Consider the following 25,564-nt stretch of genomic DNA (forward strand, 5'->3'; position numbering starts at 1 on the left):
TGTTTTTTGATTTTCAGTTTTGATAAAAAGTAATACCCCCGTAATCGGTTGTGATAAGTACGGTGTTTCCAGAGTTTTCGGAACCATAATAGCCCTTATAGTATTTTTCACTGGATTTCTCCTTGCTAATATTTATTTCGAAAGGCTCCTTACCACTAACTCCTGCATATTCAGCTGAGATCTCAAAATCAAAGTGATAGTCGGGATGGTAGCCAATCTTCATTCCCGTGTAATCTGTTTTAATGTTGATATCTCCTGCATCAGGTGCCATTTGGTCAATTTTTAGGGAACCGTAGTCTGAAGTAATGCTTACATCGCCATGAACAGTACCCAATTTTACCCCGACATAATCCCCATTTCCTGATACATTGTTCACTTCGTTCACCTCCAAGGAACCATAATCACTGGCATATTCAAGGTTTTCCATTTCTCGTACCACACTGTTGGTATAGTCGGCCTTAATAATTAGGTTACCTGCTTTTTCTACGGTAAATCCAGAGTAATCCGCTATGATCTCTGCGCTATTGATATATTCAAAGTTGGATCGTGAAGTATAATCGAATCTAAGTTCGTTGTTTCTCCCACGTAATTCCCCAATGTCAATTTTGCCGTAATCACAGCTTATTTTGGCATGTCCGTCAACCCGATCCAAATAAATGTTTCCGTAATCGTTGCTGAGGCTCACACTATTTTTTATGGGAATTTTTACCGTATAGTTCACCTGGACGCTCACGTTGTTTCGTCTGCCCCATTTCCAGCCCCAACTTTTACCGCGGTCACCAAACATGGTCCTGGCCGATACAAGGCTATTACTGTTTTCAAAATCCACATCAATTTCATCCAATCTGTCCTGGACCTTTTCCTCGTTGTTGCCGTTGGTCTTGATATGCACTTCCACCACAACCCTGTCTTCGTTCCAGGAAGTAATGTTCAGATTCCCATAGCTGTTGCGCACTTTGAAAAGGGCATCGGAATTGACATTGAACTCCTTTTTAATGGTTTTTTCCTTGGTGTATCTACCTTTTAGTTTACCATTATTGGCTACCAGCATTAGCGGAAGTAGCGCCAATGTCAAAAAGACATATTTATATCGTAATGTTTTCATCATAATGGGATTTTATATTCTTTATGTTTTCAATATTGGACAGTACTTCTTTCAACAGATCTATCCGCGTTTGGAAGTTGGTTATCATGGCATTCAGAATAATTTTACTGTTGCCTCCGTTTACCAACTCTTGTTCAAGGGTTTCGTAATTCTTTTCCAGCTTTTCCAACTGTATTAGGGTATCGTCTACAAGTTTTGCAGTCTCTGGAGATTTTTCATTCTTCAACTGCTGTATTTGTTCTTCGATGACATTTACAAAGTAAAATTCGGTCTGGGATACCTCTGGGGCAATTTCTACTACCTGTTCTTTAATACTGGGCTTGGTATTGATTACTTGAATACCCAGTAAGCAGAGAAATGCTATGGAGGCCGCAATGGAAAGCGGTTTCCACCAATTGGACTTCTTGGAATTCAATTGGGTTACACCTTTGGATTGATTCAATTTCTCAAAAAACCGATCTTGGTGGCCCATTTGGGGTTCCTCAAGGTCCAATTTTCCTTGAAGTCTTCCGAACAACTCTTCTAGATTATCCTTTTCCATAATCAAACGTTTATAGTCAATTTTTTTCTTAGGCTTTCTTTTGCCCTGGAAATTGTGGTTCTGCAATTAGCATAGCTAATGTTCATGATGTCACTGATTTCTTCATAATCGTACCCTTCAATTAAATGTAAGGTCAAAGAAACTCTGTAATTGTCTTTCAAACTTTTCATGGTCTCCATCACTTTTTGAGCCTTCAGTTCTGTATAACCATTGTGATCAAGATCAACTCCGTCATTATCTTCGACCTTGTACATTACATCATCCAAATCAACAGCTCTTGTTTTTTGCTGTTTTTTGTAATGATAGATGCTATTGTTTATCACAATACGTTTCAACCAAGCTCCAAAAGTGACGTCTCCTTTAAAAGTGTTCAGTTTCGTAAACGCATTCAAAAACGATTCCTGCATCACATCCTCGGCTTCGGCGGAGTCTTTTACAATCCTAAAGGCTGTGTTGTACATGGCCTTGTAATAGCGGTTGTAAACCTCCATCTGTGCACTAGATTTGCCTTTTAAGCACGATTGAAGCAGTGCATCTATATGTTCATTTTGGTGGCTCAAAAAATGAATGGTTTGTCTTATAGAGGGATGAATTTATTGATTGTTACAGTTTTGGACGAAATTGTTTGTAATAAATGTGGAATCGCTGGCAAATGAAGAGTTTAGGGGAATGACTAATGACTAATCACTAATTACTAATGGCCAATGAGTAATCAGTATAATCTCATTTCACCAAAACCATGAACCAAAAACCTATAACCACCTTGGCACAGGAATTGCCTTTATAGGATAGAATATGGATTTAAACACCTTGATATCACTGACTTTTGGAAGGATTGGTAGGTTGGAAGACATAAAATGGACAGAAGATTCATGTCATTGGTGACAAAATGACCGAAAATTAGATATGGGAGAGATAAAAATTTCAAGTTTTGACAATATATCCATGCAGGGAATAGACGAAGATGCCGAATTAATACCCCTGTTAACCCCCGAAGATGAGGAGGAGATGAACCGGGAGATGCTGCCTGAAACCCTTCCAGTGCTTCCTTTACGCAATACCGTTCTTTTTCCTGGAGTTGTTATACCCATTACGGCGGGTAGGGACAAGTCCATTAATTTGATAAAGGATGCCAATAACGGCTCCAAGACCATCGGGGTTGTATCCCAAAAAGATGAGGAAACCGAAAATCCAGGAGTTAAGGACATAAATACTTTGGGTACGGTTGCCCGAATTTTAAGGGTGTTGCAAATGCCCGATGGAAATACCACCGTAATCATTCAAGGAAAGAAGCGGTTCGAAATTGCCGAAGTAATCACGGAGAAACCCTATTTTACCGCAACGGTGAAAGAAGCTTTGGAAGAACGTCCTGATGAATCCAGCGAGGAATTTGGGGCTATCATTGATTCCATAAAAGAGCTGGCCTTTAAAATTATAAAGGACAACCCCAACATACCCAGCGAAGCTACTTTCGCGATCAAGAACATTCAGAGCAATTCCTTTCTGATCAATTTTGTCTCTTCCAACCTTAATTTGACGGTTGCTGAGAAACAAAACTTGTTGGAAATCCCCAATCTGCAAGATCGGGCTTTGACCACATTGAAGTACATGAACATGGAACTTCAAAAACTGGAGTTAAAGAATGATATCCAGTCTAAGGTGCGCAACGATATGGATCAGCAGCAGCGCGAATATTTCCTTCACCAACAGATGAAAACCATTCAGGAAGAGTTGGGGGGCATTTCCTATGAGGAGGAAGTTGATGAGATGCGCGTCAAGGCCAAAAAGAAAAAGTGGGACAAGAAAGTAAAAGAGCATTTTGAAAAAGAATTGTCCAAAATGCAACGCATGAATCCCCAGGTAGCTGAATATTCCATTCAAAGGAACTACCTGGACCTGTTTTTGGATCTTCCTTGGAACGAGTTTTCAAAAGATAAGTTTGATTTAAAAAGAGCTCAACAAATTCTGGATAGAGATCATTATGGTCTGGAGGACGTTAAGCGAAGAATCATAGAGTATTTGGCTGTATTAAAGCTGCGCAACGATATGAAGTCGCCCATTCTGTGCCTATACGGCCCTCCTGGTGTGGGTAAAACATCCTTAGGGAAGTCCGTGGCAGAAGCCTTGGGTAGGGAATATGTGCGTATGTCTTTGGGTGGACTCAGGGATGAGGCCGAAATCCGAGGACACCGTAAAACTTATATAGGAGCTATGCCTGGACGAATTGTGCAAAGTTTGAAAAAGGCAGGCACTTCCAATCCGGTGTTTATCCTGGATGAGATAGACAAGCTATCCAACAGCCACCAGGGAGACCCTTCATCTGCTATGCTGGAGGTTTTGGATCCTGAACAGAACAGTGAATTCTACGATAATTTCTTGGAGATGGGCTATGATTTATCCAAAGTGATGTTCATTGCAACCGCCAATAATCTGGGAACCATTCAGCCTGCGCTACGCGATAGAATGGAAATTATCAACGTTACCGGATATACCATTGAGGAGAAGGTGGAGATTGCCAAAAAACATTTGCTTCCCAAGCAACTAAAGGAACACGGGCTTTCTACCAAAGATTTAAAAATTGGGAAACCCCAATTGGAAAAAATTGTTGAAGGTTACACCAGGGAATCCGGAGTTAGAAACCTGGAGAAGCAATTGGCTAAAATGGTGCGCTATGCAGCCAAATCCATCGCGATTGAAGAGGAATACAATATCAAGATAACCCATGAGGATGTGGAAAAAGTATTGGGTCCTGCGCGTTTGGAACGGGATAAATATGAAAACAACGATGTTGCGGGTGTGGTGACCGGATTGGCCTGGACCAGTGTTGGTGGCGATATTCTGTTTATCGAGTCCATTCTTTCCAAAGGAAAGGGAACATTGAACATTACCGGAAACTTGGGCAAAGTAATGAGGGAATCCGCGACGATTGCCATGGAGTACATCAAATCCAATTCTGATTTGTTTGGAATTAACCCTGATGTATTTGATAAGTACAACGTACACATCCACGTGCCTGAGGGTGCTACGCCAAAAGATGGGCCCAGTGCGGGAATTACCATGTTGACTTCCTTGGTTTCCTTATTCACCCAACGAAAAGTGAAGAAAAGTTTGGCCATGACAGGTGAGATAACCTTGAGGGGCAAAGTACTCCCCGTAGGAGGAATCAAAGAAAAAATCCTAGCTGCAAAAAGAGCCAGAATCAAAGAAATTATTCTTTGTGAGGACAATAGGAAGGACATCGAGGAAATTAAACAAGATTACCTTAAAGGGCTAACATTCCACTATGTTTCGGATATGAGTGAAGTAATTGAAATTGCCGTCACCAACCGAAAAGTAAAAAACGCAAAAACACTTTAATTCAGTTTAACGACAGGAACTTCCTCCAATTCTATCTATTTTTGGGATATGGGAAAAATTACCATAGCCATAGATGGCTATTCTTCTACCGGAAAGAGTACCATCGCAAAAAAATTGGCCAATGCCCTCAACTACATTTACGTGGATACCGGTGCCATGTATAGGGCGGTTACGCTACATGCATTGAACAAGAGCTACGTGGGCAGTGAAGAAGACCTTCCGTCCTTGATTGCCGATTTACCCAACATTGATTTAAAGTTTGTGCCCAATCCAAAATTGGGAATGTCAGAAATGTTTCTGAACGGAAACAATGTGGAAAAAGAGATTAGGGCAATGGAGGTTTCGCGGCATGTGAGTAAGGTAGCTACCATTCCCGAAGTACGGCATAAACTGGTGGAGATGCAACAACAAATGGGCAAGGAAAAAGGCTTGGTTATGGATGGCAGGGACATTGGAACGGTTGTATTTCCAGATGCGGAACTGAAAATCTACATGACTGCCTCCCCAAAAGCCAGGGCCACGCGGCGTTACAAGGAACTTTTAGATCGCGGGGAAATAGTCTCCTATGAAGAGGTACTGGAAAACGTTCAGAAAAGGGATTTTATAGATTCTACCCGTGAGGTCTCCCCGCTACGGAAGGCTGATGATGCCATTGAATTTGATAACAGTGATATGGGCTTGGAGGAACAGTTTGAGCGGGTTTATGCGAGTGCCCAACAAGTCATAGAAAATCAAACATAAAAAAGGCGCTTTGACAAAAGCGCCAAATTTCTTCAGTTTATCTTAAAGATTAGACTGAGATGGATATGCTCTTTGGATGGGCGGATGTGGTTTATGGATCTACAGACATCTCGCCAGGAGACCTTGGAAATCGTAGTTTGCTATTAGTGAAAATTAGTGTAATTTGTGTCAAACCATTGGACACAAAAAAACGGCCAAGAACACTACTTGACCGCTTTGCATTGTGCCGAAAACTGTTTATTACAGATTCGGAATTACCAATTCTTGATCAGGATGAATTAAATCTGGATTCTTCAAGATATTGGTATTGGCCTCAAAAATTTGTTTGTACTTCATGGCGTCACCATAGTAGTGTTTGGCAATTAAACTAAGGGATTCCCCACTTTTTACCGTATGTCTGTGATATACAGAATCATCTCCCACAGTAATGTTGGCTTTAATATCTGAAGGACTTTGACCTCCTATTTCCTTGATTTTATCCCAAAGAATGTTCTTTTCATAAGGGGTAGCGGCCTCACCTTTGATTTTCAAAACTCCACCTTCTTCTGATACGTCACCGCCTTTTATTGCCAATTCTTGGCCCAAATCCAAAACTGCTTGATATTTCGCTTTTACACTCATAATGTTCTTTAATGTTTTAATGGTTAATATTAAGAAACAAGATATCAATAAAAGTCACATTTTGGCTTAATTTATCATTAATAATCCATGGATTTGAAATAGTGTCAATAAGGGTTTGTAAAACAAGGAATTAATTGTATTTTTGCACTCCTTTTTTGGCGATTGGCAAGAGAAAAAAAGGGAACAGTAAAAAAATTAATAATATTAATCGCTTCCACAGCATCGCCATGCTCTTGAAAACTGTGGAATACAAATTTAAGTCAGCACATGGCTGAAGAAAAAGCAAAAGTTGAGGTAGAGGAAACTGCCGCAGCTGTAGAAGTTAAGGAAGAAGTACAAACCCAACAAGATCCCCAGGAATTTTTGGAAAACTTCGACTGGGACAAGTACGAAGAGGGTATTGAAAAGGTCGAAGACAGTAAATTGAGCGAGTTTGAAAAGCTCGTAGAGGAGAATTTTGTGGATACCGCCGATGAGGAGGTAGTTGAAGGAAAAGTGGTGCACATGACGGACCGTGAGGCTATCATCGACATCAACGCAAAATCCGAAGGAGTTATCTCCCTCAATGAATTTCGTTACAACCCAGATCTTAAGGTAGGGGACAAAGTTGAGGTTCTTATTGATATACGTGAAGACAAAACCGGTCAATTGGTATTGTCCCACAGAAAAGCCAGAACCATCATGGCATGGGATCGCGTAAATGCGGCCCATGACAAAGAGGAGATCGTTACCGGTTTTGTAAAATGCAGAACCAAAGGTGGTATGATCGTGGACGTATTTGGAATTGAGGCGTTCTTGCCTGGATCTCAAATTGATGTGAAGCCGATCCGCGATTACGATCAGTATGTAGGAAAGACCATGGAATTCAAGGTGGTGAAGATCAACCACGAGTTCAAGAACGTTGTGGTTTCCCATAAAGCACTTATCGAGGCTGATATTGAAGAGCAGAAGAAGGAAATTATCGGTCAGCTTGAAAAAGGTCAAGTATTGGAAGGTGTGGTCAAAAACGTTACATCTTACGGGGTATTCATCGACCTTGGTGGTGTAGACGGATTGATCCACATTACCGATCTTTCCTGGAGCCGTATCAACCACCCGAACGAGGTTGTTGAGTTGGATCAGAAGTTGAATGTTGTAATCCTTGATTTTGATGACAACAAATCCAGAATCCAGCTAGGTCTTAAGCAATTGGAGAAACACCCATGGGATGCCTTGGGCGATGAGATCAAAATTGGAGACAAAGTAAAAGGTAAGGTTGTTGTTATTGCAGACTACGGTGCCTTTATTGAAGTTGCTGAAGGTGTTGAAGGATTGATCCACGTTTCAGAAATGTCTTGGTCTACCCACTTGAGATCTGCACAGGATTTCGTAAAAGTAGGGGACGAGGTTGAAGCGGTTGTATTGACCTTGGATCGTGAAGACAGAAAAATGTCCTTGGGTATCAAGCAATTGACGCCAGACCCATGGACCGATATCACTTCCAAATACCCTGTGGGGTCAAGACACAAAGGAATTGTTAGAAACTTTACCAATTTTGGTGTCTTTGTAGAAATGGAAGAGGGTATTGATGGATTGATCTATATCTCCGATCTATCTTGGACCAAGAAAATCAAGCACCCATCTGAGTTTGTTACCGTTGGTGACACTTTGGAAGTGGAAGTATTGGAATTGGACGTGGAAGGACGTAAGTTGAGCTTGGGTCACAAGCAGACTACCGAAAATCCATGGGACAAATATGCTGATGAGTTTGCTGAAGGAACCGTTCACAAGGCAGCTATCGCAGAGGTTGTTGATAAAGGTGCTACCATCAATTTCAATGAGGATATTGTAGGATTTGTTCCTTCAAGACACATGGAGAAAGAAGATGGTAAAAAACTTGGTAAGGGAGAAGAGGTTGATTTCAAGATCATTGAATTCAACAAGGACTTCAAGAGAGTTGTGGCAAGTCATACAGCCATCTTTAGAGAGCAAGAAGAACGCAATATCAGTGCTGCCAGAAGAAAGGCTGCAGCATCTGCAGAGGAGACCAAAACTACTTTTGGTGATGCCAATGCACAATTACAGGCTTTGAAGGATAAAATGGAAGCGGATTCCAAGAAAAAGTAATCCGGTTTTATTACCAAAACAAAAGCCCCGCTGGTAACAGTTGGGGCTTTTTTTGTACCGCTATCTTTGACAGAAATGTTTACTTTTGCATGCAACCCAGTTGGTAGCCTAGCAAATGAGTCAAAAAGTACTTCTTACCTCCAAAGAGATAAACATCATACTGCACCGTTTGGCCTGTCAACTTTTAGAAAACCATCTCGATTTTTCAAACACGGCCTTGATTGGTATACAACCCAGAGGCGTCTTTTTAGCAGAGCGATTGACCAAGATCTTAAGGGAAGAGTACAAGGTGAAGGACATTGAACTGGGGTTTTTGGACATCACTTTTTATAGGGACGATTTTGGGCGTGGCGATAAGACGTTGAAAGCCAACACTACCAAGATTGATTTTTTGGTAGAAGACAAAAATGTGGTTTTTATTGATGATGTACTCTATACCGGAAGAAGTATCAGAGCAGCCCTAACCGCAATCCAATCTTTTGGGAGACCTTCAGATATTGAACTTTTGACCCTTATTGACAGAAGATTTAGTAGGCACTTGCCCATCCAACCCAATTATAGAGGTCGACAGGTAGATGCCATCAATGAGGAAAAGGTCAAGGTAATGTGGGAGGAGAACGATGGGAAGGATGTTGTGTATTTAGTAAATAAATAATTGGAAATGAGCGAACTAAGTGTAGACCACTTATTAGGGATTAAGTATCTGAACAAGAAGGATATAGAGCTCATTTTTGAAACCGCCGACCATTTTAAGGAAGTTATAAATCGTTCCATTAGAAAGGTACCCACGCTTAGGGATACTACCATTGCCAACATTTTCTTTGAAAACAGCACCCGCACCAAGCTTTCTTTTGAATTGGCCGAAAAACGGCTGTCCGCAGACGTAATCAACTTCTCAGCTTCCCAGTCTTCCGTAAAAAAGGGGGAGACCTTAATTGATACTGTAAATAATATTCTCTCCATGAAAGTGGATATGGTGGTCATGCGCCATCCAAATCCGGGAGCGGGAATCTTTTTATCAAAGCATGTGGATGCATCCATCATTAATGCTGGGGATGGTGCCCATGAACATCCTACGCAAGCTTTGCTGGATTCCTATTCCATTCGAGAGAAATTGGGAGATGTGGGAGGAAAAAATGTAGTGATTGTCGGGGATATCTTGCACTCCCGAGTGGCACTCTCCAACATTTTTGCACTAAAGTTACAAGGAGCCAATGTAAAGGTATGTGGCCCAAAGACACTGATTCCAAAGCATATTGAATCTTTGGGGGTGAAGGTAGAGACCAACCTTAGAAAAGCGCTGGAATGGTGCGATGTTGCCAATATGCTTCGCGTTCAAAATGAGCGAATGGACATTAGTTATTTCCCATCCACTAGGGAATATACCCAACAATTTGGGGTGAACAAAGCATTGCTTAATAGCTTGGACAAACAGATTGTGATCATGCACCCTGGCCCTATCAATCGCGGGGTAGAAATCACCAGTGATGTGGCAGATTCAAATCAATCCATTATCTTAGAGCAAGTTGAAAATGGAGTAGCTATCCGCATGGCGGTAATTTACTTGCTGGCGGCTAAAAAATAAATTCATGATTTTTGATAAGGAGGGAACAACAACCATTGTTTTCCAGGAAAAAACCTCCCTTAAAACCTTCCTGGATAACTTGAGAAAAGGGTATCCCAAAATCAAGCACGATAACATTATTGTGAACTTGTTCTCATTCAGTAAATTATCAGCTGGTGATGTACTGGAATTTTTGGATATCTCAACGACACATAGAAGCACCAACAAATCATTCATTCTAGTGACCAGTAAGGTTTCCTACGATGAAATTCCTGATGAAATAAATGTGGTGCCAACCATTCAAGAGGCGAAAGACCTCATAGAAATGGAAGAAATTGAGCGTGACCTCGGGATTTGAATGGAAAATTAAAAATGAAAAATTGGAAGTGATTGGAATCGAGGAGGAAGAATGTTATTGAGGAGAAGAGTTTTCGATTTGCTTTGGGAGTAATAGGTTTAGCTAAAAAACTTGTAAATGAAAAAAAGGAATTTGTCTTGTCAAAACAAATTCTTAGATCGGGAACCTCTATCGGGGCTTTAGTGAGGGAAGCTGAACATGCAGAAAGTAAAAAAGACTTTATTCACAAAATGACGATTTCCTTAAAAGAAGCTAATGAAACAAGATATTGGTTGGATTTGTTAATGAATTCCGATTATATGGAAAAAAAGGAATTTGAGAAGTTAAACGACGAACTAACGCAGCTCATAAAATTATTGGCAGCTATTGTAAAAACCTCCAAATTGAACTCCTGATGTTTAGAGAATATCAATTTTCCATTTTTAATTACCCACTTTCCATTGTTAGTTTTCCACTTTCCATTTTCAACTAAATGAAACTCACTATTCTTGGCTGCTATTCAGCCACCCCGCGAACGTTTACCAATCCCACCTCCCAAGTCCTGGAGGTTAGAAATCATATTTTTTTGATTGACTGTGGAGAAGGTACCCAAGTACAGTTAAGAAAATACAAGGTTAAGTTTTCCCGAATCAAACATATTTTTATTTCCCATTTGCATGGCGATCATTTTTTTGGCCTTCCAGGACTTATCTCTACGTTTAGACTATTGGGAAGGGAATCTGAACTACATATCTATGGTCCAAAGGGGATAAAGGAAGCGGTAACCCTTTTCTTAAAATTGGGAGATTCTTGGACCAACTATCCATTGATTTTTCACGAACTTGAATCCAGGGAAACGGAATTGTTGTTTGAAGATGATGCTGTAAGCGTGCAGACCATCCCCCTTGATCATAGAGTGTACACCAATGGCTTCCTTTTTAAAGAAAAGCCAGCACCAAGAAAGCTGGATGTAAATGCGGTTGCTGAACATGAAATTGACCGCAGCCAATTCAACAACATAAAAAATGGGGCCAATGGGAAAACAGCCAACGGAGTTGAAGTTGCCAATCAAAAACTAACTTTGGACCCGCCAAATCCCAGAAGTTATGCCTTTTGCAGTGATACGGCATATAACGAAACCATCTTACCCTTAATTGAAAATGTGGATGTGCTGTACCACGAATCCACTTTTTTGGAGGCTGAGTCCCGATTGTGTCAAAAAACAAAGCATGCAACGGCCAAACAAGCTGCCCAGATTGCGCAAAAGGCAAATGTGGGGAGCTTGATTTTGGGACATTATTCCACGAGGTATAAATCCATCGACCTATTCAAAGAGGAAGCCTTGGAAGTGTTTCCCAGGGTGGCCTTGGCCGATGACGGAAAATCTTTTGATATCTAGCCCTTTCTACCTTTCTATTCTGCCTTCTTTTGTTGAAATTTGTGTAGAACCTATTTGGGAATATGCAAGAAGACTTAAGCAGTTATCGAAAATCATACGAAAAAAGTAGCTTGGTGGAAGGTTCCATCAAGGAAAATCCGCTGGAGCAGTTTCAAAAGTGGTTTTATGAGGTTGAGGCTACTGGTGGACCTGATGAACCCAACGCCATGACCATTTCCACCATGGGTTTGGATGGCTATCCGAAAAACCGTGTGGTGCTCATGAAAAAGTACACACACGAGGGGTTTATTTTTTATACCAATTACAATAGCGAAAAGGGTCGGGCCATTTTGGCAAATCCTGCGGTGTGTCTTTCCTTTTTTTGGCCCAATTTGGAGCGCCAGGTAATCATAAAGGGAAAGGCTGAAAAAATTGCTGAGAACCTGTCCGATGGCTATTTCGAATCAAGACCTGTGGGCAGTCAGCTGGGTGCTGTTGTGTCGGATCAGAGTGAAGTTATTGGTTCACGCGAGGTATTGGAAAAGAAGCTTGCAGAACTTGAGAAAGAACTGGAGGGAAAAGAAATTGAAAGACCCAAGCATTGGGGCGGTTATTTGGTTCGGCCGGTATCCATTGAATTTTGGCAGGGAAGACCCAACAGGCTTCATGACAGAATTAGATATGAACTTCAGGAGGATTTGAATTGGAAGATAGAACGATTGGCACCATAAAGCGATTACAATGAAACAAATAATTCTGGTCAGACATGGGAAATCGTCCTGGGAATACGATGTTTCGGACAAAGACAGACCACTAAAAGAACGGGGGATAAGGGATGCCGGCTTGGTGTCCAAAAAATTTGCTGAAAATAAGCTGCCGATTGATTTTGCTTTTTCAAGTCCTGCCAACAGGGCACTCCACACCAGTATGATCGTTCTTAGGAATATCGGTTTTGATCTGGACAATTTTCAGGTCAAGGAAGCACTTTATGACTTTTCTGGTAATAGCGTTGCAAACTTTGTTCACAGCCTGGATAACAGTCACCAAACCGTTATGATATTTGGACATAATTATGCCTTCACAACGCTTGCAAATACTTGGGGAGATCAGTATATTGATAACGTTCCCACGTCGGGACTGGTTCGCATCAAATTCAACGTGGATCGTTGGGATAAAGTGGCAAAAGGAACTTCAGAAACGGTAATTTTTCCAAAACACCTTAAATAATTCATGATTAAAGTAAAGAACGAATACGTAAACAGGGAAATCAGTTGGTTGCATTTTAATGCAAGGGTACTTCAGGAAAGTGTGGATAAAAAAGTTCCGCTGATAGACCGGTTAAGGTTCTTGGGAATATTCAGCAATAATCTGGATGAGTTTTTCAAAGTACGGTATGCAACCGTTAAACGCATCGTGGATGCTGGAAAAAAAGGAAAGAGTGTTTTAGGGGGTGAAAAGGCCAAGGATTTGTTGGAGGAAATCACCAAGATCGTTATTGAACAACAAGCACGTAGCCAAGAAATTCTAGAAAGCATAGAGGAAGAGCTTAAGGAGGAGAACATTTTTATCATCAACGAGGATGAGATCAATGAAAACCAGGCTGAGTTCATTCGGGAATACTTTTTCAAGAAGGTGAACCAGGAGTTGATGACCATTATCCTTAATGACCTGACTGAATTCCCCTTATTAAAGGATACGGCTGCTTATTTGGCGGTGAAAATGGTCATGAAAAATGAAAATGGCACCCCCAATAACAATAGATATGCATTGATTGAGATCCCGAAAGGGATAGACCGCTTTATTGTGCTGCCAAAGGAAGGGGATAAAAACTATATTATTGTTCTGGATGACCTCATTCGCTTTTGTTTGGACAGCGTGTTTACCATGTTCGAATTTGAGTCCATTTCTGCTCATATGATTAAGATTACTCGAGATGCGGAGCTGGATATTGACAATGATTTGACCAAGAGTTTTATCCAAAAGATCTCTTCCAGTGTGGAGCATAGAAAGATCAGTGATCCCGTACGTTTTGTTTATGACAAAAGTATAGACAAGGACACACTCCAGTTCCTGAAAGAGAAGATGAACATTGTGGACACTGACAGTGTTATCCCTGGTGGACGTTATCACAACCGTCGTGACTATATGGGATTCCCCAGTTTGGGACGCCATGATCTCATGTACGAAAAAATTGAGCCCCTGCCTGTAAAGGGATTTAGTATGAACGGTAGTTTACTGGAGTTGATTGCCCAAAAGGACTACATGATCTATACGCCTTATCATACCTTTTCCTATGTCACCAAATTTTTAAGGGAGGCAGCGTTGGACCCCAAGGTTAGGGCTATCAAAATCACTATTTACAGACTCGCCAATGATAGCCAAATAGCATCGGCACTGGTCAATGCGGTCAAAAATGGAAAGCAGGTCACAGTGCAGATTGAACTACAGGCCAGATTTGATGAACAAGCTAATATCAAATATGCCAACCAGCTCCAAGCTGAGGGCATCCGACTGATATTTGGTGTTCCTGGGCTAAAAGTGCATAGCAAGATTTGTTTGGTGGAGCGGGAAGAATCCGAAGGCATCAAAAGATATGGATTCGTAAGCACCGGCAATTTCAATGAATCCACAGCCAAAATCTATACGGATTATACCTTATTTACCTCCCATGAGGGAATCCTCAAGGAAATGGCCAGGGTATTTGACTTTTTTGAAACCAACTACAAGATCCATAAATACAAACATCTGGTAGTTTCTCCGCATTATACCAAGTCCACCTTTATGAAACTCATAGACAATGAGATTGCCAATGCATTGGTGGGCAAGGAAGCCTTTATCAGGATTAAGATGAACAGCCTTACCTCTTACAAGATGGTGGACAAACTCTACGAGGCAAGTAGGGCAGGAGTAAAGGTGCAGCTTATTATTAGGGGTGTATGCTGCTTGATTCCCGGGGTTGCAGGCATGAGTGAAAATATTGAGGCAATTAGTGTGGTGGACAAGTTTTTGGAACATCCAAGACTCTTCATTTTTGGTAATGAAGGTGATCCCAAGATCTATATTTCTTCCGCAGACTGGATGACACGAAATCTAGATTTCAGGGTTGAAGTGGGCTGTCCTATTTATGATCCGGATATCAAACAGGAACTATTGGATACTTTCGATATTTCATGGAAGGACAACCAAAAAGCTAGGATTTTTTCCGCCAATCAGGACAATGCTTATCGTGAAAAAACAGAGGAAGACACCGAAACGAGGTCCCAGTTTGCCCTGTATGATTATTACAAACTAAAATTAGAATCCTAATTCTTCCAAATTGATTATTCGCAAGTTGGCAGCAATTGATATTGGTTCCAATGCCGTTAGGTTGTTGGTGCACAATGTTATTGAGCATGAGGATAAACTTCCCTCTTTTAAAAAAAGTGCCCTTATCCGTGTACCCGTCAGATTGGGGGAAGATTCCTTTACCAAAGGGGAAATTTCGGAACACAGCTTGCAACGCTTGATCAAAACCATGAAATCCTTCGATTTGCTGATGGAAATCTATGGCGTGGAAAAATATATGGCCACTGCGACTTCTGCATTAAGGGAAGCCCGAAACGGCAACGAGGTGGTTGCCAAGGTACTCCAGGAATCTGGGATTGGGATAGAGATTATTGATGGAAAAAAAGAAGCGGCAATCATTGCCTCGACCGACTTGAAAGAACTGATTAAAAAAGACAGGGCCTATCTCTATGTGGATGTGGGTGGGGGAAGTACAGAGTTCACCATATTTAGTAGGGGAGAGCTCAAGGTTTCAAAATCCTTTAAGATCGGTACGGTTAGAATTCTAAAAGGCTTGGTAGATGACGGACTGTGGGATGTTGTCCAAGATTGGATTCAAACAAATTTGAAAGGGGAGACCAAAGTTGAGATTATCGGTTCTGGAGGAAACATCAACAAATTACACAAGATGTCCGGAAGGAAAATGGGCCAGCCTTTGTCTTATATTTGGCTCAATGCCCAATATCATTTCTTGAACAGCATGGATTATGAAGACAGGATTTCTGAGCTGGGATTAAATCAGGATAGGGCAGATGTAATCATTCCCGCAGCCAAAATTTTTCTCTCCGCGGCCAAATGGAGCGGTGCCAAAAAAATTCATGTACCCAAGATTGGTTTGGCAGATGGGATGATCAAGACATTGTACTACCAGGAGGATTAACCGTGCATGGTTTCCCTTTTCCCCAGATTTTTCATGAGTTGGGCCTCATATTCCAATAATTGCTGCCATTTTTCATCCACTTCCTCACGATTCCCATATTTACGTGCAAATTTTAAGAACATGGTATAATGATTGGCTTCGCTGGCCATCAGACTTCTATAGAACTCAGATAGTTCCGCATCATTGATTTCTTCGGAAAGCAATCTAAACCGCTCACAACTTCTGGCTTCGATCATAGCGGCATATAGTAACTTGTGTATAAGATGGGTTTCCCTGCTACCTCCCTTTGGGAAGAACTTCATAAGTTCAATCACATACTCATCCTTGCGTTCCCTTCCAAGTACCCAGCCTCTTTTTAATATTTTGTCATGGACCATATTAAAATGCCCCATTTCCTCTCTTGCCAAAGCGGTCATTTCCTTGACCAAATCAGACTTTTCAGGAAACCCTATAATCAGGGAGATGGCCATACTGGCTGCCTTTTGCTCGCAATACGCATGATCGGTAAGAATTTCTTCAATGTTCTTCTCCACAATATTCACCCATCTTGGGTCTGTTGGCAGTTTTAATCCCAGCATTGTTCTTGATTTTGTTTTAGGGGGTAAAGATAAGCGTATTCCGCCAATGGGGAGGGCTTAAAAGTCGAGGTCAAACTCTTGGCGAAGCATGTCAATGGCCGGATTCTTTTCCCGGAGCTTTTCATATTTCTCCTCAGGGGTAAACGCAAATTTCTTGGCTACCTCCTCATTTACTGTGATGTACAAACTGATGGAATGGTTGTTCAGTTTTTGCTTCAGGTAATCCATCATAAGGCTTTGTTCCCGCTCTACTTCCTTTTTCATGGTGCTGTTGGGAAGTTCAATCCAAATGGTTCGTTCGTCCTTTAGCTTGGGAACATCGGTTTGAAGGTTACTAGCCAAGATTTTACGACCCTTATCTTCCAGATGTTGTACAAAATCGTTCCAATGGGATTGCATATCCGCTTCACTGAACTTCTCTTTGGGTAAATCTTCCTGATTTATGGTAGGTGCCTTGACATTTTCATGCGCTTTCTTGGTTTTAATACTGCGCAGTGATAAGCCGGATACTCTTCTTTCAGGAGACTTTATATGGATTTTTGGAGTAGGGGTTGGAGGTGTAATCTCAACCTTGGCTTCAACCTCTGGTGCCTCCGCTGGAACGGCCACAGATTCAGATATGTCTACTTCCTTTGCTTCGGATTCTTGTTTTGGAGCTGGGGCGTCTATTCTTTCCTCTGTGGTCTTAAAGAAAGAGGCGGGAACTATGAAATCAAGGTTTTTTTTTTCTCCATTAAACGTTATGGAGGCCAATTTCATCAAGGTAAGTTCAACCAAAAGGCGTTGGTTTTTACTGGTTTTGTACTTGAGGTCGCAATCATTGGCAATTTCCAAAGCTTTCAACAAAAACTGCTGATCTACCTTCTTCGCTTGGTCTTTATACTGCTGTTTTACATCCTCACCAACTTCCAATAGGGCATGGGTATCTTGATGTTGGCAAACCATTAAATCCCTAAAATGGGAGGCCAGGCCTGTGATGAAATGATGCCCATCGAATCCTAGAGACAACGTTTTATTGAGCAGAATTAATAAATCGGGGATGTTGTTGTCCAAGATTAAATCGGTAGTGGAAAAGTAGGTATCGTAATCCAGCACATTCAGATTTTCGGTTACTGCCTTTCGAGTCAACTCTTTCCCCGAGAAACTTACTACCCTATCAAAAATCGACAAGGCATCCCTCATGGCACCATCTGCTTTCTGGGCAATGATATGAAGCGCACTTTCCTCAGCTTTAATCCCTTGTTCTTCTGCTATATATTTTAGGTAATCCGCCGCATCCTTCACCGTAATCCGCTTGAAATCGAAAATCTGACAGCGGGATAGAATGGTTGGGATAATCTTGTGTTTTTCGGTGGTGGCCAGAATAAAAATGGCATGCTTGGGTGGCTCTTCCAAGGTCTTCAAAAACGCATTGAAAGCAGACTGGGAGAGCATATGTACCTCGTCTATAATATAGACTTTATATTTACCTACCTGTGGGGGTATGCGTACTTGGTCAATAAGACTTCGAATGTCATCTACAGAGTTGTTGGATGCCGCATCAAGTTCAAAAATATTGAAGGCAAAATCCTCATCTTCCCGTTCCGTACCGTCCTGATTGATTTTTTTGGCCAAGATTCGTGCACAGGTGGTTTTACCTACCCCACGAGGGCCGCAGAAAAGCAAGGCTTGGGCCAAATGATTGTTTTCAATGGCATTGTCCAAAGTATTGGTAATAGCACCTTGCCCCACAACATCTTTGAAGGTTTGGGGTCTGTATTTCCGTGCCGATACAATAAACGGTTCCAAAAGGGGTAAGGTTTTGCTTTACTACAAATATAAAAATAGGAAGCGGCAAAGAAATAGGGGGAGGAACTTCATCGCTTTTTTTTATTAACAATTGGTTTACCTTTGCCGCCAGCAGGCCACCTTATCGCCGCAATTCCTTTGGGATTGGGGAGGAAAGTCCGGACACCATAGTGCGGCATAGCGGGTAACGCCCGTCCGTTGAAAAACGAGGACCAGTGCAACAGAAAGCAAGTACAGTTAGGCTGTAGTGAAATCAGGTAAACTCTATGCGGTGAAACGCCACGTATACCAGTGTTTGAGGGCTGCACGCCCAAATTGGAGGGTAGGCGGTTAGAGCTTTTGGGCAACCAATTGCCTAGATAAATGATAGGGACATACAGAATCCGGCTTATGGCCTGCTTTTCTAAATAGCTGTTTATGCATTTGGACTCCGTTACTCGGATAATCCCACTTCAAAAAAGCTGAAAACACTTCCCCCATACTTTCTTTGTTCAGAAAAATGATCATGTTGGGAGAGATTGGTCTGGGCGGCGTGTTCCACAATCAGGATTCCCTCATCCAGTAATAGGTTATTTTCAAAGACCAGGTCTACAATTTTAAGAAATTGATCGGTATCAAAATTATAAGGAGGGTCTGCAAAGACGATGTTGGCTTGTTCCTTGGTACGCTCCAAAAAGCGGAACACATCCGATTTAACGGCGACAATGGGAAAATCCAGTTCCCTTGCTGTTTTGGAAATAAACTGGGCGCAACCGGAAAAACTATCAACAGCGATAATTTCCTTGCTTCCCCTGGAACCGAATTCAAAGCTGATGTTACCTGTACCTGCAAACAAATCCATAACCTTGACATCATCCAAGTAATATCGATTGTTCAGAATGTTGAAAAGTCCTTCTTTGGCCATGTCCGTCGTAGGTCTGACGGGAAGTTTTTTTGGAGCGGTAAGCCTTTTGCCCTTGTACTTGCCGGAAATAATGCGCATTACAACTTGCTTAAAGAAGTAAAATCAATGGCTTGACTTTCCAATTGATCTAGGGGATAGTTGGAATCAACGGGAACGAAAACAGAAACCGATTGGATATACGAATAGCAAAGCTCAAAAATGGCATCCCCTTCCTCCACAAGTCCAAACAACTTGAGTTGCACTTGCTCCAAATCAATCTGTAGTTGTTCCAAACTAAAGAGCAAGAAATACAGAAAATCCTCTTTAGTCTTGTATTCAAAATGGTTGTAAAAGAGCAGCTTTTTATCTGATATGACCACAATTTCCATTTCTTTTTCCGCCACATGAACATAACACACAGGTTGGGATGTAGCCCGCGTCTGGTTCAATAATGTGGAAATTAAGACGGTTCCGGTATGTTTAAATTCGAAGGCTCCGAAAAGATCAAAAATATGATTGTTCACATTGGCAAACGGAACATAAACATTGACAAGGTCGTGGTTGGCAATTTCATCATGGGCAATATGATCATTGGCCATGATTTTGGCATTGAATTTTAAATAGTTGGCAAGCTCCTCTTTTTTGAACAAAGCTTTGGGCACAAGACTAAAAAGGCCATTTTTATGAATAACCACGACTTCTGAAAAGTTGGTGCCCACCGTGCTATTCTTGTTGAGAACAGCTTTGAGCTCCTTAAGAAGCAAATAGGGGGTGGAAGCCGTTTTGAAGCTTACCTTTTCAAATGCCAGTATCTCATTGGAAATGGTATCCAGCACACAAAAAGAAAGTCCATTCAAACCAACTTGAATGGACAATTTCTTAAAAGTGTTTTCGGAATTTTGCTCCGAGATATTATTGGTCTTTTCTGTCATAGATTGGAGGCCAGTTTCCATTGGTACTCACATCGGTAAGCGAACCAACCTTAATTTCTGTTCCATTTACCTCTTCCACACTTTGATGGGCATTTTCTCTAGCCAATAGATCCGTAGGTTGGTCGTATAATACCAAATCCTTTTTTGCTTTGGCTTCAAAAACTGGAGCTTTATAGCCTTGCTTGTCAATGATATCAGCTTTCATTTCAAATTTTTCTCCACCCTGCGCATAAGGAATGTCCATCATGGTCTTATAGCGATCATCATTTTTGAAAAGGGAATCCTTCACTTTAATAAACCCTAAGGTATCTATGATCACAGTATCAACTTGCAAATCAATTTGGTATACCTTATCATAACGCATAAAGGAAGAATCCTTCTGGCTGGTAATGGTATAACTTCCAGTATCTACAAACTGAACCAAGCTATTGAAATTATTGGCAAATCGTCCGTTTACTGTTTTATAAGCTTCTTGGGAATCCCTGATATCCTTTAGCTTGGCGATAACACGGGAAAACCTTTCTTTTCTTACCTTTTTGAACTCAATGGGGGCATTGATGGATTGATAGATTTTGTAGCCAAGAAAAATGCTCAAAAGGCCAAAGGCAATTACCAAAACAGGCTTGATTTTTTGAGGCAAAAATCTGTCAATTAGGAATACAAGGCCTATGGTCACAAGGCAAATAACAACAACAATAAGAATTAAGTTTAACATGCGAATATTGTCTTTCTTAGTTAATTTAGCGGTTACTGACAAATCTACAATTTTTTTTTAATCACGAAACTTTTTGCTTTAAAAATCCATACCATCCAAACCAGCCTATGACAGACCCTACACCTTCAGGATTTTTAGAGATTCTATACCAGAAATTTCCTCACGAGCCCACCCTTAAACAGAACATTGCTTTAGAGAAGCTTTCCAACTTTGTTTTTGCCAAGAAGGAAGAGCGGGTTTTCCTTTTAAAAGGGTTCGCGGGAACGGGTAAAACAACCTTGGTGGGAACGGTGGTCAATAGCTTGTGGAAAATAAGAATGGGTTCCGTTTTATTGGCCCCCACAGGAAGGGCCGCTAAGGTCATGTCTGTCTATTCCGGAACAAAAGCGTTCACCATTCATAAAAAGATATACTTTCCCAAAAAACAATCTGGAGGAGGTATTCAGTTTGTATTGGCACCCAACAAGCATCGCAATACCCTATTCATTGTGGATGAGGCCTCCATGATCCCGGATACCCCTGCAGATTCCAAATTATTTGAAAATGGATCGCTCCTGGATGATCTCATGTATTATGTGTATTCGGGCCATAACTGCAAATTGTTACTGATTGGTGATACCGCACAGCTGCCCCCTGTTAAACTGGATTTAAGTCCCGCTTTGGAAGAGGACAGGATAGCACTGAATTACAACAAGGAGGTGGAGAGTCTGGAGCTGGATGAAGTAATGCGGCAAACCCATGATTCGGGTATCCTTTATAATGCAACACACTTAAGGGAACAGTTGCAGACTCAATTCTATGATGCCTTTCAATTTGAATTGGGATCCTTTAAGGATGTCGTTCGATTGGTGGATGGAACCGAAATCCAAGAGGCCATTGATTCCTCTTATGCAAATGATGGTAAGGAGGAAACGGCAATCGTGGTGCGATCCAATAAAAGGGCAAACTTGTACAATCAAAACATTAGGGAGCGCATTCTTTTTCTGGACAACGAAATTGCTGTTGGGGATTATATGATGGTAGTCAAGAACAATTATTTCTGGCTTCGGCCCAATTCTGAAGCTGGTTTTATTGCCAACGGAGATATTTTGGAAATCCTGGAGCTCTTTGCTATCAAGGAATTATATGGGTTTTCATTTGCGGAGGTCAAGGTTAAAATGGTGGATTACCCTAATCAAAGACCCTTTGAAACGGTGCTGTTGCTGGATACGATCAAGGCTGAGACCCCTTCACTTTCCTATGAGGATGGCAATAGGCTGTATCAAGAGGTGATGAAGGATTACGACCATGAAAAATCCAAGTACAAAAAGTTTTTGGGAGTGAAGAACAATAAATTCTTTAACGCCCTGCAGGTGAAGTTTTCATATGCCATAACCTGCCATAAGTCACAGGGTGGGCAATGGAACAATGTCTTTGTGGAACAACCCTATTTGCCCAATGGGGTGGACAAAGATTATCTGAGATGGTTGTATACTGCGGTTACCCGAGCCAAGGAAAAACTATTTTTGATTGGATTCAAGGATGATTTTTTTCTTGACTAGGAATATTCTATTTTAGACAAAGCCATGGGCATGACACCAGATACCATAATAAGCATTTTTTTGGGCATTGGCCTGGCCGCCTCAGTTGGATTTAGGGTTTTTCTGCCCCTGTTTGCACTGAGTTTGGCCGCGTATCTTGGAGTTTGGGATCTTAATGAAAATTGGGAATGGATTGGCAGTTTGGCCGCCTTGATTACCTTGGGTGTCGCCACCTTGGTTGAAATATTCGCTTATTTCATCCCGTGGGTAGACAATGCCCTGGACAGTTTGGCCGTTCCCTTGGCAGCTATTGCGGGAACAGCGGTGGTCGTATCCACAGTAGCCAACCTTGATCCAGTGGTAACCTGGTCTCTTGCCATTATTGCAGGAGGTGGTACGGCAACCGCCATAAAAGGGGCCAACGCAGCAGGAAGACTAACCTCGACAGCAACTACCGGCGGTGTGGCGAACCCCGTGGTATCTACCGTAGAGACAGGTACGGCCGTGGTCGTATCCACAGCCTCTATTTTGGTGCCACCCATTGCCGCTATTCTAGTAATCATTATTTTGGTCGTCATTTTTAGAATTTATCGCAAATTGCGGCCAAAAAGTAGTTAGATAAACCTTTAAGCAAGTCAGGTGAAGATTATTTCCATGATACCGGCAAGGTACCAGGCCTCTAGATTTCCGGCTAAACTGATGCAGGATTTAAAAGGCAAACCGGTTATTGTTCGTACCTATGAGGCAGCCGTCCAAACAGGTTTGTTTGACGAAGTGTTTGTGGTAACAGACAATGATGTTATATATGACGTAATCACTTCCATAGGAGGAAAGGCACTTCGCAGTAAGCACGAACATGAAAGTGGAAGTGATAGAATTGCAGAGGCCGTGGAAAGCATGGATGTGGACATCGTGATCAATGTGCAAGGCGATGAACCCTTTATAGACAAGGAAAGTCTAACAAAGGTAATTGAGGTGTTCAGAAATGATGACACCGAAGAGATTGACTTGGCTTCTTTGATGACCCCGATTACGGATTGGGATGAAATTGCGAATCCCAACACGGTAAAAGTTATTGTGGACAAGGAGGATTTCGCCCTGTATTTTTCAAGGTCACCGATACCTTATCCAAGAGATAAAGAAGTAGAGGCCATCTATTACAAACATAAAGGCATATACGCCTTTAGAAAAAGGGCCTTAATGGATTTTCAAAGACTGCCCATGCGCTCTTTGGAGGCCAAGGAAAAAATTGAGGCCATCCGATTTTTAGAATATGGAAAAAAAATAAAAATGGTGGAAACTCACGTGACCGGCATAGAAATTGACACCCCCGAAGACCTAGAACGAGCCAAAAAAGCATGGATATAGATTTTAAAGAAATAAAGGTCATTGGTTTTGATGCCGACGACACACTCTGGGTAAACGAAACCTATTTTAGGGAGACCGAGGAACGCTTCGCAGAGTTGTTGGAAGGATATGAAACCAAAAACAAGATTGACCAGGAACTTTTCAAGGTTGAAATGCAAAACCTGGAACTCTATGGATATGGAGTAAAGGGATTTGTGCTGTCCATGATTGAAACCGCATTGGATTTATCCAACAACAGGATTTCCCAGCAAACCTTAACCGAGATTTTGGAATTGGGCAAAAAAATGATATCCCATCCTGTGGAACTATTGGATGGGGTAGAGGAAGTATTGTCCAAATTGGAGCATAAGTACAGGCTTATTGTGCTTACCAAAGGCGATTTGTTGGATCAGGAACGAAAGTTGCAGAAGTCCGGAATTTCTAAATATTTTCATCACGTAGAAGTATTAAGTGATAAAAAAGAGAACAATTACCGCAATCTATTGGAGCATTTGGAGATAGATGTAGCGGAGTTCCTGATGATTGGCAACTCCCTTAAATCGGATGTCCTACCCATTTTGAATATCGGGGCCAAAGCCATTCATGTACCCTTTCATACCACTTGGGCGCATGAAATGGTTGCTGAAGATGAACAGATAAACAATCATCTAAAATTGAACAATCTCAAGGATGTTCTAAAGTACTTGGAAAATTAATGAAGACGAACTATAACTTGGAAAGCAAGGAGACCATATCAAAAAATACCTCGTACCGGAACTTCCCCATGGTTCCCAGGGTCATTTTTGGAAAAGGAAGTTTTTCCCAATTGGGTGAAATACTATTGCCCCAAAGACGAAATGCTGACGCTCCCTTTATCTTTTTATTGGATGACTTTTTTGAAAACAGGAGTTTGGCCAATGAAATCCCTTTGATGTTCAACGATGAGCTGATCTTTATTTCGGCAGATGAAGAACCAAAAACCGCACAGGTGGATGCCTTGGTTGCAAGGATTCGGGAGAATTTTGATGAACTTCCTTCAGGAATTGTTGGAATAGGAGGGGGAACCCTACTGGATTTGGCCAAAGCGGTATCCATACTTTTGAACAATGATGGCTTGGCGCAGGATTACCAAGGGTGGGATTTGGTTCAGCGTCCCGCCATATATCACGTTGGAATTCCAACAATAAGCGGAACAGGAGCAGAAGTCTCGCGCACCACGGTACTGTTGGGGCCTGAGAAAAAACTGGGTATCAACTCGGACCATACCACCTTTGACCAGGTAATCCTAGACCCAGATTTGACACAAACGGTACCCAAGGAGCAGTGGTTCTACACGGGAATGGACTGTTTTATCCATTGTATAGAATCTTTGGAAGGAACCTATTTGAACGCTTTTAGCCAAAGCTATGGCGAAAAGGCGTTGGATTTGTGCAAGGAAGTTTTCTTGGAGGATCATCCAGAGGAGGCCGCAAGGGATATGCTTATGATGGCCTCTTGGCATGGGGGGATGAGCATTGCGTATTCCCAGGTGGGGATAGCACACGCCATGAGTTATGGTCTGTCCTATCTTTTGGGAATCAAGCATGGTATTGGAAACTGTTTGGTATTTCAACATTTGGAGGAGTTCTATCCAGAGGGAGTGAAGCTCTTTAACCGGATGCTTTCAAAACATAATATTCAAATGCCCAAAGGTATCTGTTCCAACCTTTCACAAAGTGATTTTGATACCATGGTAGAGGTGTCACTGGGAATGTGTGCATTGTGGGAAAATGCACTGGGGAAGGATTGGAAAAGCATTATGACCCCTAAGCGACTTCAAGAGCTCTACTCCCGAATCTAGGAAGCCT

Annotated in this window: 26 protein-coding genes and 1 other RNA gene; 18 read left to right on the forward strand and 9 right to left on the reverse strand. The window is 41.6% G+C overall.

Features of this window, described 5'->3' with window-relative positions; genetic code table 11:
• Nucleotides 1-13: 13 nt before the first annotated feature.
• Genes ACOOE0_RS12130 through ACOOE0_RS12140 form a run of 3 tightly spaced genes read right to left on the reverse strand, consistent with a single transcriptional unit; the run spans nucleotide 14 to nucleotide 2,206 of the window.
• Nucleotides 14-1,105 (reverse strand): hypothetical protein, encoded by a 1,092-nt coding sequence (locus tag ACOOE0_RS12130; RefSeq protein ID WP_420402220.1) that lies wholly within the window; start codon nucleotides 1,103-1,105, stop codon nucleotides 14-16.
• Nucleotides 1,086-1,646, reverse strand: a complete 561-nt coding sequence (locus ACOOE0_RS12135) for a hypothetical protein (RefSeq protein ID WP_420399173.1) — start codon at nucleotides 1,644-1,646, stop codon at nucleotides 1,086-1,088. The genes ACOOE0_RS12130 and ACOOE0_RS12135 overlap by 20 nt, the downstream gene beginning before the upstream one ends.
• A gap of 2 nt (nucleotides 1,647-1,648) precedes the next feature.
• Nucleotides 1,649-2,206 carry an RNA polymerase sigma factor gene (locus tag ACOOE0_RS12140; RefSeq protein ID WP_420399174.1) on the reverse strand — a complete coding sequence of 186 codons (558 nt, stop codon included), beginning with the start codon at nucleotides 2,204-2,206 and terminating at the stop codon, nucleotides 1,649-1,651.
• A 346-nt stretch (nucleotides 2,207-2,552) separates the two neighbouring features.
• Between ACOOE0_RS12140 and lon the strand changes: the two genes are divergently transcribed.
• The gene (gene lon / locus ACOOE0_RS12145) at nucleotides 2,553-5,003 is read left to right on the forward strand and encodes an endopeptidase La (RefSeq protein WP_420399175.1); all 2,451 of its coding nucleotides are present in this window, start codon (nucleotides 2,553-2,555) and stop codon (nucleotides 5,001-5,003) included.
• 48 nt (nucleotides 5,004-5,051) lie between these two features.
• The gene (cmk, locus tag ACOOE0_RS12150; RefSeq protein ID WP_420399176.1) at nucleotides 5,052-5,744 is read left to right on the forward strand and encodes a (d)CMP kinase; all 693 of its coding nucleotides are present in this window, start codon (nucleotides 5,052-5,054) and stop codon (nucleotides 5,742-5,744) included.
• 240 nt (nucleotides 5,745-5,984) lie between these two features.
• Here cmk and ACOOE0_RS12155 read toward each other — a convergent pair whose 3' ends face one another.
• On the reverse strand, nucleotides 5,985-6,365 hold the full coding sequence (locus ACOOE0_RS12155; protein ID WP_420399177.1) for a LysM peptidoglycan-binding domain-containing protein: 381 nt from the start codon (nucleotides 6,363-6,365) through the stop codon (nucleotides 5,985-5,987).
• Between the two features lie 267 nt (nucleotides 6,366-6,632).
• Here ACOOE0_RS12155 and rpsA point away from each other — a divergent pair, with 267 nt between their 5' ends.
• The 10 genes from rpsA to ACOOE0_RS12205 all read left to right on the forward strand — a co-directional run bounded on the left by rpsA (nucleotide 6,633) and on the right by ACOOE0_RS12205 (nucleotide 15,954).
• Nucleotides 6,633-8,471 (forward strand): 30S ribosomal protein S1, encoded by a 1,839-nt coding sequence (gene rpsA, locus ACOOE0_RS12160; protein WP_420399178.1) that lies wholly within the window; start codon nucleotides 6,633-6,635, stop codon nucleotides 8,469-8,471.
• A gap of 115 nt (nucleotides 8,472-8,586) precedes the next feature.
• Nucleotides 8,587-9,126 carry a bifunctional pyr operon transcriptional regulator/uracil phosphoribosyltransferase PyrR gene (gene pyrR, locus ACOOE0_RS12165; protein ID WP_420399179.1) on the forward strand — a complete coding sequence of 180 codons (540 nt, stop codon included), beginning with the start codon at nucleotides 8,587-8,589 and terminating at the stop codon, nucleotides 9,124-9,126.
• A gap of 6 nt (nucleotides 9,127-9,132) precedes the next feature.
• The gene (locus ACOOE0_RS12170; protein ID WP_420399180.1) at nucleotides 9,133-10,056 is read left to right on the forward strand and encodes an aspartate carbamoyltransferase catalytic subunit; all 924 of its coding nucleotides are present in this window, start codon (nucleotides 9,133-9,135) and stop codon (nucleotides 10,054-10,056) included.
• Nucleotides 10,057-10,060: 4 nt separating this feature from the next.
• A complete protein-coding gene (locus ACOOE0_RS12175; RefSeq protein ID WP_420399181.1) occupies nucleotides 10,061-10,393 on the forward strand; it encodes a ribonuclease Z in 333 nt (110 codons plus the stop codon).
• 83 nt (nucleotides 10,394-10,476) lie between these two features.
• A complete protein-coding gene (locus tag ACOOE0_RS12180) occupies nucleotides 10,477-10,788 on the forward strand; it encodes a four helix bundle protein (RefSeq protein WP_420402221.1) in 312 nt (103 codons plus the stop codon).
• A 77-nt stretch (nucleotides 10,789-10,865) separates the two neighbouring features.
• On the forward strand, nucleotides 10,866-11,771 hold the full coding sequence (locus ACOOE0_RS12185) for a ribonuclease Z (RefSeq protein ID WP_420399182.1): 906 nt from the start codon (nucleotides 10,866-10,868) through the stop codon (nucleotides 11,769-11,771).
• A 62-nt stretch (nucleotides 11,772-11,833) separates the two neighbouring features.
• A complete protein-coding gene (pdxH, locus tag ACOOE0_RS12190; RefSeq protein ID WP_420399183.1) occupies nucleotides 11,834-12,481 on the forward strand; it encodes a pyridoxamine 5'-phosphate oxidase in 648 nt (215 codons plus the stop codon).
• Between the two features lie 10 nt (nucleotides 12,482-12,491).
• Complete coding sequence (locus ACOOE0_RS12195; RefSeq protein WP_420399184.1) at nucleotides 12,492-12,977, forward strand: SixA phosphatase family protein; 486 nt, start codon at nucleotides 12,492-12,494, stop codon at nucleotides 12,975-12,977.
• Nucleotides 12,978-12,980: 3 nt separating this feature from the next.
• Entirely contained in the window at nucleotides 12,981-15,056 is a 2,076-nt protein-coding gene (ppk1, locus tag ACOOE0_RS12200; RefSeq protein ID WP_420399185.1) for a polyphosphate kinase 1, read from the forward strand.
• Nucleotides 15,057-15,066: 10 nt separating this feature from the next.
• On the forward strand, nucleotides 15,067-15,954 hold the full coding sequence (locus tag ACOOE0_RS12205; protein WP_420399186.1) for a Ppx/GppA phosphatase family protein: 888 nt from the start codon (nucleotides 15,067-15,069) through the stop codon (nucleotides 15,952-15,954).
• On the opposite strand, the gene ACOOE0_RS12210 is transcribed toward ACOOE0_RS12205, so the two are convergent.
• Both ACOOE0_RS12210 and ACOOE0_RS12215 read right to left on the reverse strand, forming a co-directional pair.
• Entirely contained in the window at nucleotides 15,951-16,532 is a 582-nt protein-coding gene (locus ACOOE0_RS12210; RefSeq protein WP_420399187.1) for a tRNA-(ms[2]io[6]A)-hydroxylase, read from the reverse strand. The two genes, ACOOE0_RS12205 and ACOOE0_RS12210, sit on opposite strands and share 4 nt — an antisense overlap.
• A gap of 57 nt (nucleotides 16,533-16,589) precedes the next feature.
• Entirely contained in the window at nucleotides 16,590-18,320 is a 1,731-nt protein-coding gene (locus tag ACOOE0_RS12215; protein WP_420399188.1) for a DNA polymerase III subunit gamma/tau, read from the reverse strand.
• Nucleotides 18,321-18,428: 108 nt separating this feature from the next.
• On the opposite strand from ACOOE0_RS12215, the gene rnpB reads away from it, so the two are divergent.
• Nucleotides 18,429-18,726: RNase P RNA component class A (rnpB, locus tag ACOOE0_RS12220), an RNA gene on the forward strand.
• Between the two features lie 27 nt (nucleotides 18,727-18,753).
• Here rnpB and ACOOE0_RS12225 read toward each other — a convergent pair.
• From ACOOE0_RS12225 to ACOOE0_RS12235, 3 genes are read right to left on the reverse strand one after another with little or no spacing between them, the layout of a single operon-like run.
• A complete protein-coding gene (locus ACOOE0_RS12225; RefSeq protein WP_420399189.1) occupies nucleotides 18,754-19,302 on the reverse strand; it encodes an RsmD family RNA methyltransferase in 549 nt (182 codons plus the stop codon).
• Nucleotides 19,302-20,135 carry a DUF3822 family protein gene (locus tag ACOOE0_RS12230; RefSeq protein ID WP_420399190.1) on the reverse strand — a complete coding sequence of 278 codons (834 nt, stop codon included), beginning with the start codon at nucleotides 20,133-20,135 and terminating at the stop codon, nucleotides 19,302-19,304. Before ACOOE0_RS12230 ends, ACOOE0_RS12225 begins: the two co-directional genes overlap by 1 nt.
• The gene (locus tag ACOOE0_RS12235; protein ID WP_420399191.1) at nucleotides 20,116-20,850 is read right to left on the reverse strand and encodes a hypothetical protein; all 735 of its coding nucleotides are present in this window, start codon (nucleotides 20,848-20,850) and stop codon (nucleotides 20,116-20,118) included. The genes ACOOE0_RS12230 and ACOOE0_RS12235 overlap by 20 nt, the downstream gene beginning before the upstream one ends.
• 107 nt (nucleotides 20,851-20,957) lie before the next feature.
• On the opposite strand from ACOOE0_RS12235, the gene ACOOE0_RS12240 reads away from it, so the two are divergent.
• Genes ACOOE0_RS12240 through ACOOE0_RS12260 form a run of 5 tightly spaced genes read left to right on the forward strand, consistent with a single transcriptional unit; the run spans nucleotide 20,958 to nucleotide 25,557 of the window.
• Entirely contained in the window at nucleotides 20,958-22,391 is a 1,434-nt protein-coding gene (locus ACOOE0_RS12240) for an ATP-dependent DNA helicase (protein WP_420399192.1), read from the forward strand.
• A gap of 30 nt (nucleotides 22,392-22,421) precedes the next feature.
• Nucleotides 22,422-22,988 (forward strand): DUF4126 domain-containing protein, encoded by a 567-nt coding sequence (locus ACOOE0_RS12245; protein WP_420399193.1) that lies wholly within the window; start codon nucleotides 22,422-22,424, stop codon nucleotides 22,986-22,988.
• 36 nt (nucleotides 22,989-23,024) lie between these two features.
• The gene (gene kdsB / locus ACOOE0_RS12250) at nucleotides 23,025-23,738 is read left to right on the forward strand and encodes a 3-deoxy-manno-octulosonate cytidylyltransferase (protein ID WP_420402222.1); all 714 of its coding nucleotides are present in this window, start codon (nucleotides 23,025-23,027) and stop codon (nucleotides 23,736-23,738) included.
• Nucleotides 23,729-24,433, forward strand: coding sequence for an HAD family hydrolase (locus ACOOE0_RS12255; RefSeq protein WP_420399194.1), 705 nt, complete (start codon nucleotides 23,729-23,731; stop codon nucleotides 24,431-24,433). The genes kdsB and ACOOE0_RS12255 overlap by 10 nt, the downstream gene beginning before the upstream one ends.
• Entirely contained in the window at nucleotides 24,433-25,557 is a 1,125-nt protein-coding gene (locus ACOOE0_RS12260) for an iron-containing alcohol dehydrogenase family protein (RefSeq protein WP_420399195.1), read from the forward strand. The genes ACOOE0_RS12255 and ACOOE0_RS12260 overlap by 1 nt, the downstream gene beginning before the upstream one ends.
• Nucleotides 25,558-25,564: the final 7 nt, after the last annotated feature.

The organism is Flagellimonas sp. (assembly GCF_965215805.1).
Classification (GTDB): domain Bacteria; phylum Bacteroidota; class Bacteroidia; order Flavobacteriales; family Flavobacteriaceae; genus Flagellimonas.

Bases quoted from the DNA above. Each gene is read 5' to 3' on its own strand.
- ACOOE0_RS12130 (WP_420402220.1), bottom strand. From the start codon at position 1,105: ATGAAAACATTACGATATAAATATGTCTTTTTGACATTGGCGCTACTT.
- ACOOE0_RS12135 (WP_420399173.1), bottom strand. From the start codon at position 1,646: ATGGAAAAGGATAATCTAGAAGAGTTGTTCGGAAGACTTCAAGGAAAA.
- lon (WP_420399175.1), top strand. From the start codon at position 2,553: ATGGGAGAGATAAAAATTTCAAGTTTTGACAATATATCCATGCAGGGA.
- cmk (WP_420399176.1), top strand. From the start codon at position 5,052: ATGGGAAAAATTACCATAGCCATAGATGGCTATTCTTCTACCGGAAAG.
- ACOOE0_RS12155 (WP_420399177.1), bottom strand. From the start codon at position 6,365: ATGAGTGTAAAAGCGAAATATCAAGCAGTTTTGGATTTGGGCCAAGAA.
- rpsA (WP_420399178.1), top strand. From the start codon at position 6,633: ATGGCTGAAGAAAAAGCAAAAGTTGAGGTAGAGGAAACTGCCGCAGCT.
- pyrR (WP_420399179.1), top strand. From the start codon at position 8,587: ATGAGTCAAAAAGTACTTCTTACCTCCAAAGAGATAAACATCATACTG.
- ACOOE0_RS12170 (WP_420399180.1), top strand. From the start codon at position 9,133: ATGAGCGAACTAAGTGTAGACCACTTATTAGGGATTAAGTATCTGAAC.
- ACOOE0_RS12175 (WP_420399181.1), top strand. From the start codon at position 10,061: ATGATTTTTGATAAGGAGGGAACAACAACCATTGTTTTCCAGGAAAAA.
- ACOOE0_RS12185 (WP_420399182.1), top strand. From the start codon at position 10,866: ATGAAACTCACTATTCTTGGCTGCTATTCAGCCACCCCGCGAACGTTT.
- pdxH (WP_420399183.1), top strand. From the start codon at position 11,834: ATGCAAGAAGACTTAAGCAGTTATCGAAAATCATACGAAAAAAGTAGC.
- ACOOE0_RS12195 (WP_420399184.1), top strand. From the start codon at position 12,492: ATGAAACAAATAATTCTGGTCAGACATGGGAAATCGTCCTGGGAATAC.
- ppk1 (WP_420399185.1), top strand. From the start codon at position 12,981: ATGATTAAAGTAAAGAACGAATACGTAAACAGGGAAATCAGTTGGTTG.
- ACOOE0_RS12210 (WP_420399187.1), bottom strand. From the start codon at position 16,532: ATGCTGGGATTAAAACTGCCAACAGACCCAAGATGGGTGAATATTGTG.
- ACOOE0_RS12225 (WP_420399189.1), bottom strand. From the start codon at position 19,302: ATGCGCATTATTTCCGGCAAGTACAAGGGCAAAAGGCTTACCGCTCCA.
- ACOOE0_RS12230 (WP_420399190.1), bottom strand. From the start codon at position 20,135: ATGACAGAAAAGACCAATAATATCTCGGAGCAAAATTCCGAAAACACT.
- ACOOE0_RS12235 (WP_420399191.1), bottom strand. From the start codon at position 20,850: ATGTTAAACTTAATTCTTATTGTTGTTGTTATTTGCCTTGTGACCATA.
- ACOOE0_RS12240 (WP_420399192.1), top strand. From the start codon at position 20,958: ATGACAGACCCTACACCTTCAGGATTTTTAGAGATTCTATACCAGAAA.
- ACOOE0_RS12245 (WP_420399193.1), top strand. From the start codon at position 22,422: ATGACACCAGATACCATAATAAGCATTTTTTTGGGCATTGGCCTGGCC.
- kdsB (WP_420402222.1), top strand. From the start codon at position 23,025: ATGATACCGGCAAGGTACCAGGCCTCTAGATTTCCGGCTAAACTGATG.
- ACOOE0_RS12255 (WP_420399194.1), top strand. From the start codon at position 23,729: ATGGATATAGATTTTAAAGAAATAAAGGTCATTGGTTTTGATGCCGAC.
- ACOOE0_RS12260 (WP_420399195.1), top strand. From the start codon at position 24,433: ATGAAGACGAACTATAACTTGGAAAGCAAGGAGACCATATCAAAAAAT.